General features: G+C 59.4%; 7 protein-coding genes and 1 pseudogene. 7 read left to right on the top strand and 1 reads right to left on the bottom strand.

Going from position 1 to position 5,402, the window contains the following annotated elements; translation table 11 throughout:
• The 6 genes from Q8K05_RS00870 to hemP all read left to right on the top strand — a co-directional run.
• The coding region (locus tag Q8K05_RS00870; RefSeq protein ID WP_305244666.1) for a TonB-dependent siderophore receptor at window positions 1-938 on the top strand (938 nt) is incomplete at its 5' end.
• Between the two features lie 77 nt (window positions 939-1,015).
• Window positions 1,016-1,747, top strand: coding sequence for a Fe2+-dependent dioxygenase (locus Q8K05_RS00875; RefSeq protein ID WP_305244667.1), 732 nt, complete (start codon window positions 1,016-1,018; stop codon window positions 1,745-1,747).
• A gap of 409 nt (window positions 1,748-2,156) precedes the next feature.
• Window positions 2,157-2,855, top strand: coding sequence for an energy transducer TonB (locus Q8K05_RS00880; protein WP_305244668.1), 699 nt, complete (start codon window positions 2,157-2,159; stop codon window positions 2,853-2,855).
• A 30-nt stretch (window positions 2,856-2,885) separates the two neighbouring features.
• Window positions 2,886-3,596: a MotA/TolQ/ExbB proton channel family protein gene (locus tag Q8K05_RS00885; RefSeq protein WP_305244669.1), complete on the top strand. Its 711-nt coding sequence runs from the start codon at window positions 2,886-2,888 to the stop codon at window positions 3,594-3,596.
• 13 nt (window positions 3,597-3,609) lie between these two features.
• Window positions 3,610-4,029, top strand: coding sequence for a biopolymer transporter ExbD (locus Q8K05_RS00890; RefSeq protein WP_305244670.1), 420 nt, complete (start codon window positions 3,610-3,612; stop codon window positions 4,027-4,029).
• A 121-nt stretch (window positions 4,030-4,150) separates the two neighbouring features.
• Entirely contained in the window at window positions 4,151-4,369 is a 219-nt protein-coding gene (hemP, locus tag Q8K05_RS00895; RefSeq protein ID WP_305244671.1) for a hemin uptake protein HemP, read from the top strand.
• 205 nt (window positions 4,370-4,574) lie between these two features.
• Here hemP and Q8K05_RS00900 read toward each other — a convergent pair whose 3' ends face one another.
• A complete protein-coding gene (locus tag Q8K05_RS00900) occupies window positions 4,575-4,982 on the bottom strand; it encodes a heme-binding protein (protein ID WP_305244672.1) in 408 nt (135 codons plus the stop codon).
• Window positions 4,983-5,185: 203 nt separating this feature from the next.
• On the opposite strand from Q8K05_RS00900, the pseudogene Q8K05_RS00905 reads away from it, so the two are divergent.
• A pseudogene (locus Q8K05_RS00905) lies at window positions 5,186-5,402 on the top strand (BAX inhibitor (BI)-1/YccA family protein); the annotation flags it as partial.

The following is a 5,402-nucleotide window of genomic DNA, read 5'->3' on the forward strand; positions in this document are numbered from 1 at the left end:
GCAGCACCGGCATCAGCGGCAACCTGACGGAGCGCCTGGCCACAGAATTCAAGGCCACAACGCTGGGCTTGTACGTCCAGGACACGATTGAGGTGGCACCTTACTGGAAGCTGGTCGGCGGTTTGCGTCTTGACAACTTCAAGGGCGATTACCAGCGCCCTGGCAATCCCGCGCCCAACAACACGGCCCTCTCGCGCTCGGACAGCCTGCTCAGCAAACGCCTGGGCCTGATGTACCAGCCGACGGATGAGGTCAGCTACTACGCGTCGTATGGCACCTCGTTCAACACGTCGGGCGACCTGTACCAGTTTGACCCGGTCTCGGCCAACACGGCGCCGGAAAGCAGCCGCAATATGGAGATCGGGGCCAAGTGGGAACTCTACGGCGGCGACCTGTCGTTTCGCACGGCGCTGGCCCGTACCGAGAAGTACAACGAGCGCAACACGGACATTGACACGGCCAACAACTCTTATTTGCTATCGGGAAAACGCCATGCCGACGCGCTGGAGTTTGAGATTGCCGGCCGCATCACCCCTCAATGGGACGTGTTTGCGGGCATCGGATTTTTGAAAGCGGTGATTGACCAGTCGGGCTCGAACGCTGCAGGTCAGCTCGAAGTTGGACAAAACCCGGGCCTGAGCCCGACTCGCCAGGCCAACCTGTTCACCACTTACCGCATTGACGACAAATGGCGCGTCGGTGGCGGCCTGACCGCCGCGAGCCGGAACAAACCGGCCAACAGCGTCACCTCGCTGAACCGTGCCCCCGGTTACATCAAGGCCGATGCCCTGGTGGAATACAAAATCAACGAGGGCAACACCGTCAAGCTCAACGTCGACAACCTGTTTGACAAGGTGTACTACAACACCCTGTACCGCGGCTTTGCCGCGCCGGGCGATGAGCGCAGCGTGCGCCTGACGCTGACCAGCAAGTTCTGAGACACCGCTTTAAACTTCGGGCAACGCCGCAACCGTGGCGCGGCCCGATTCCATTTGGCTCACCTGGAATTGACACCATGCTGCTTCGCATCCATCAAGCCCTGCAAGCTGACGAACTCGCGCAAGTCCGCCAGCTGATCCTGGCCGCCGACTGGGCTGACGGCCGCATCACTGCCGGCAGCCAGTCCGGCGCCGTCAAAAACAACCGCCAGCTGCCCGAAGACTTGCCGGCCGCCCAGCAGGCACGCCATATCGTCTCCGTGGCGCTGGCCCGCAACCCCTTGTTTGTGACCGGGGCCTTGCCCAAATCGGTGTATCCGCCACTGTTCAATCGCTACGGCGGCCATGCCAACCACTTTGGCGACCACATCGACAACGCGGTACGCACGCACGCCGCCACGGGGCGTCATGTGCGCACCGACATTTCCTGCACGCTGTTTTTGAGCGACCCGGCCAGCTATGACGGCGGCGAACTGGTGGTCCAGGACACGTATGGCGAGCAGCGCATCAAGTTCGAGGCGGGCGACCTCGTGCTGTACCCCGGAACGTCCGTGCATCGCGTGGAGCCCGTCACGCGGGGCGAACGTCTGGCCTGCTTCTTCTGGATCGAAAGCATGGTCCGCTCGGATGCCCAGCGCCGGCTCCTGTATGAGATGGACATGGCCATCACCTCGCTGCGCCAGAAAAACCTGGAGCGCGCACCGCAGAACCCAGGCCAAGGCCAGCCGGGCGACGCCATCGAAAGCCCCGAGGCAGTACGGCTGACCGGCTGTTATCACAACTTGCTGCGGATGTGGGCCGGCGTTTAAGACCACTCGTCCGCCACGGGCCAGGACCTTCGCGCCAAAAACCGTCATGAAACTGCAGCAACATGCTACGTTATCAATAGCTACTTATCCTTGTTCCGTATTGGCTTAATCGTGTTTTCATTACAAATCATCCAACGTTTGCATCTTCTTTCAATCAGGCGAAATGATTTACGTAGATGCGATTTATTCTCATTTAAAATCAAGGCACTTTATTCATGTGGCCCCCATCAAGCAAACAACCCACTCCCTGGAAAGCCAGCTATGGAACACCTTACCCTCCTGATCGCAGCATTGCCTGTCAGCCTGATCCTGGTGATTGGCTCTGCATGGTGGGTCTTGCGCCGCTGACTTTGACCGTCCTGACCGCGCTTGTGGCACCCTTGTGACCTTGCCCTCAACTAATTCCCTGATGAATGCCACCGCCTTTTCAAACCCCTCTGCCCCTGTGGCGCAACTGACGCGCTCGCCTGTCAGCCGCAATGCGGTCATTGCGCTCGTGGTGGTGGCCTTGCATATCGGTTTTATCTGGGCCCTGCAAAGCGGCCTGCTGATGCGCGCCGCCGAATTGGTGGTGCCCGCCGAAATTTTGTCGCAGTTTGTCGATCCGCCTGCCCCCAAAGCAACGCCCGCCCGCCCCACACCGACCCCTCCCGTTCCAGCGAACCCCAAAAAAGCAATCGCCAAAGCCCCCGCCGTGCAGCAACTCCAGCCTTTGGCCATTGCGGACGCCACACCGTCGCCCAACGCGCCCACAGGGGCGATCACGCCCCCGGATCAGACGGCCACCGTGGCTCAAACGCCTGCCGCCGCCCCGGCGCCGGCCGTGGTCCAGATGCCCTCCAGCGATGCCGACTACCTGCGCAACCCCAAACCGCCCTACCCGGCTTTAAGCAGGCGTCTGGGCGAGCAGGGCCTGGTCGTGTACAGCGTCCTCATCGGTGTTGACGGCGCCGCCGTCAGCGCCCGGCTGGTCAAGTCCAGCGGCTTCGAACGTCTGGACAAAACTGCTTACGAGGCCATCATGCGCTGGCGTTACACACCGGGCAAACGCAACGGCACACCCGAAGCCATGACCTTCAACGTTCCCTTCAACTGGGTTCTTGAGTAAATTTTCAAAAAACTGTGGAGTATTGAATTCATGAATTCCCAATTCGGCCTTGCCAACGTCTGGAGCCAGGGCGATATCGTGACCAAATCGGTGGCCCTGCTGCTGCTGCTCATGTCGCTGGCCTCGTGGATGGTCATCCTCATCAAGACGCTGGATCTGATCAAGTACAAACGCCTTGCCAAAAGTGCGGAAGAGTTCTGGCACAGCGAAGACTTTGCAGCAGGCCTGACCAAGCTGGGGACAGACCCGGCCAACCCGCTTCGCCAGCTGGCACTGGAAGGCCGTGAAGCCACGGCCCACCACCGCAACACCAAGGCGCAGCTGCACGACGCGCTGGACATGAGCGACTGGGTCACGCGCGCATTGCGCAACACCCTTGATGAATTCACCACCAAGCTGCAATCGGGCCTGGCCATCCTGGCATCAGTCGGTTCCACGGCGCCGTTCGTGGGCCTGTTTGGCACGGTCTGGGGTTTTGACCACGCGCTGCTGGCCATTGGCGCTGCAGGCCAGGCCACCATTGACAAGGTGGCGGGGCCGATTGGCGAGGCGCTGATCATGACGGCGCTGGGCCTGGCTGTCGCCATTCCCGCCGTACTGGGCTACAACGCGCTGGTGCGCGGCAACAAAGGCGTTTTGCACAAGCTCAACCGCTTTGCCCACGACCTGCACGCCTATTTTGTGACGGGTGCCCGCGTGAGCAGCAGCTCGGCCCATGTCGTACCGATGAAAAAAACATAAAGGGAGCCGCCCCATGGCCTTCGGAACCCAAGACAGCATCGCCGACGGTGACGAAGTGATGAACGAGATCAACATGACGCCCATGGTGGACATCATGCTGGTGCTGCTCATCATCTTCATCATCACGATCCCGGTCATGAAGCACGCCGTCAACATTGACCTGCCGCGCGCCAGCACCGAGGTGCAGAACATCAAGCCTCAAACGGTTCGGCTGAGCGTAGATGCCGAAGGCCACTACTTCCTCAATGAAACCAGAGTGGCCGATGACGAACTGGCGACGCAGCTGAAAACGGCCGCGGCGCAAGAACCGCAACCTGACCTGCACATACGGGGCGACAAGGCGGTGCGCTACGAGCGCGTGGCACAGGCCATGGCTGCGGCACAGCAGGCCGGGCTGCGCAAGATCGGGTTTATTACCGAGCCGAAAAACTGAGCATTTTTCGCCACGCACCAGAAATATCAGAAAAACACGGGCCGCACTGCAAAAAAAAGTTTGACTTTCAAATGGGAATGATTATCATTACCAAATCAAAACCCAAACCGGTTTAATCATCATGTCCTTAGTATTGCCCTCCTCCCAAGCCCTGAGCTTGCCTTCTTGCTCGGCGCCGAATTCTGAAGCAAATCCCGATACCAAGGCGTCAGGTACGTCCGCCAATTGCATGAGCAGCACCGACATTTTGCGCGGCCAAAAAGCGGTTGAAATCAGGCACAACGGGTTTATTTACCGCCTGCAGGCCACACGCCTGGGCAAACTCATCTTGACCAAGTAAACCCAACACCCGTTTCATCGTGGGGCGATCCGGAGCTTGAAGCCAAGCTCCCAAGGTCGTTTTTGCCAGCCACGGGCGCCTTCGGGCGTCGTTTAGCCAGGCTTTTTTTCGATGAACCGCAACGCAACCGGGTCGAGTTACCCATACAAAAAGCCGACCTTGAGGTCTTTTTTACGTCAGGCCCACGCCCGATCAGAGGGCTTCATCACAGTCCGATGGCAGCCATGCCGGCACGCGCGATCTGCGCATCTTCCGAGGACTTGACGCCGCTCACACCCACAGCGCCCAGACACTGCCCGTCCTTGATGATGGGCACGCCACCTTCAAGCATGCCCTGTATGTAAGGCGCCGACAGGAATGAAGTGCGGCCGCCGTTGATGACATCCTCGTACACCTTGCTCTCGCGCTGACCCATGGCCGCCGTGTTGGCCTTGGCCGGCGCAATATGCGCGGAAATGGGCGCGGCGCCGTCCAGGCGCTGCAGGTGCAGCAAATGGCCGCCGTCGTCAACGATGGCGATGGTGACGGCCCATCTGTTTTTTAAAGCTTCGGCCTCGGCGGCTGCGGCGATCGCTTTGATGTCGACAAGTTCAAGCACTGCTTTTGATTTCATGGTGTTCCAATGTTTCCAGGTTTTTTGCAAAGACGTCGAGCATACGCATTTTTTGTCCAGTTTGACATTTCGCTGGCCTGGCGCTCAGCTCATAGAACCCTTACAGAAAATAGGGGGGTGGGCATCGCCCATCTTTTGCAAATGAAAGGATGGCCCGTAAAATGACGGGATCAGCATTTGCTGGGTCTATGGAGATGATGCTCATGAATGAAAACGTTCAACCCTTTGGTTATGGCTTGGCCGGTACGGCCCTGGAGCAGCGCAACAAGGTGATGCGCAACACTTACTGGTTGCTGGCCTTGAGCCTGCTGCCCACGGTGTTGGGCGCTTGGGTGGGCGTGGCGACGGGTATTACAGCCGCTTTGAGCGGAGGTCTGGGCTTGGTCGTGTTTCTGGGCGGCGCCTTCGGCTTCATGTATG

Origin of the sequence: Polaromonas sp. (assembly GCF_030682935.1) — a bacterium.
Taxonomy (GTDB): Bacteria; Pseudomonadota; Gammaproteobacteria; order Burkholderiales; family Burkholderiaceae_C; genus Polaromonas.

Coding starts and splice junctions, on each gene's coding strand:
- Q8K05_RS00885 (WP_305244669.1), top strand. CDS start 2,886: ATGAATTCCCAATTCGGCCTTGCCAACGTCTGGAGCCAGGGCGATATC.
- Q8K05_RS00900 (WP_305244672.1), bottom strand. CDS start 4,982: ATGAAATCAAAAGCAGTGCTTGAACTTGTCGACATCAAAGCGATCGCC.
- Q8K05_RS00880 (WP_305244668.1), top strand. CDS start 2,157: ATGAATGCCACCGCCTTTTCAAACCCCTCTGCCCCTGTGGCGCAACTG.
- hemP (WP_305244671.1), top strand. CDS start 4,151: ATGTCCTTAGTATTGCCCTCCTCCCAAGCCCTGAGCTTGCCTTCTTGC.
- Q8K05_RS00890 (WP_305244670.1), top strand. CDS start 3,610: ATGGCCTTCGGAACCCAAGACAGCATCGCCGACGGTGACGAAGTGATG.
- Q8K05_RS00875 (WP_305244667.1), top strand. CDS start 1,016: ATGCTGCTTCGCATCCATCAAGCCCTGCAAGCTGACGAACTCGCGCAA.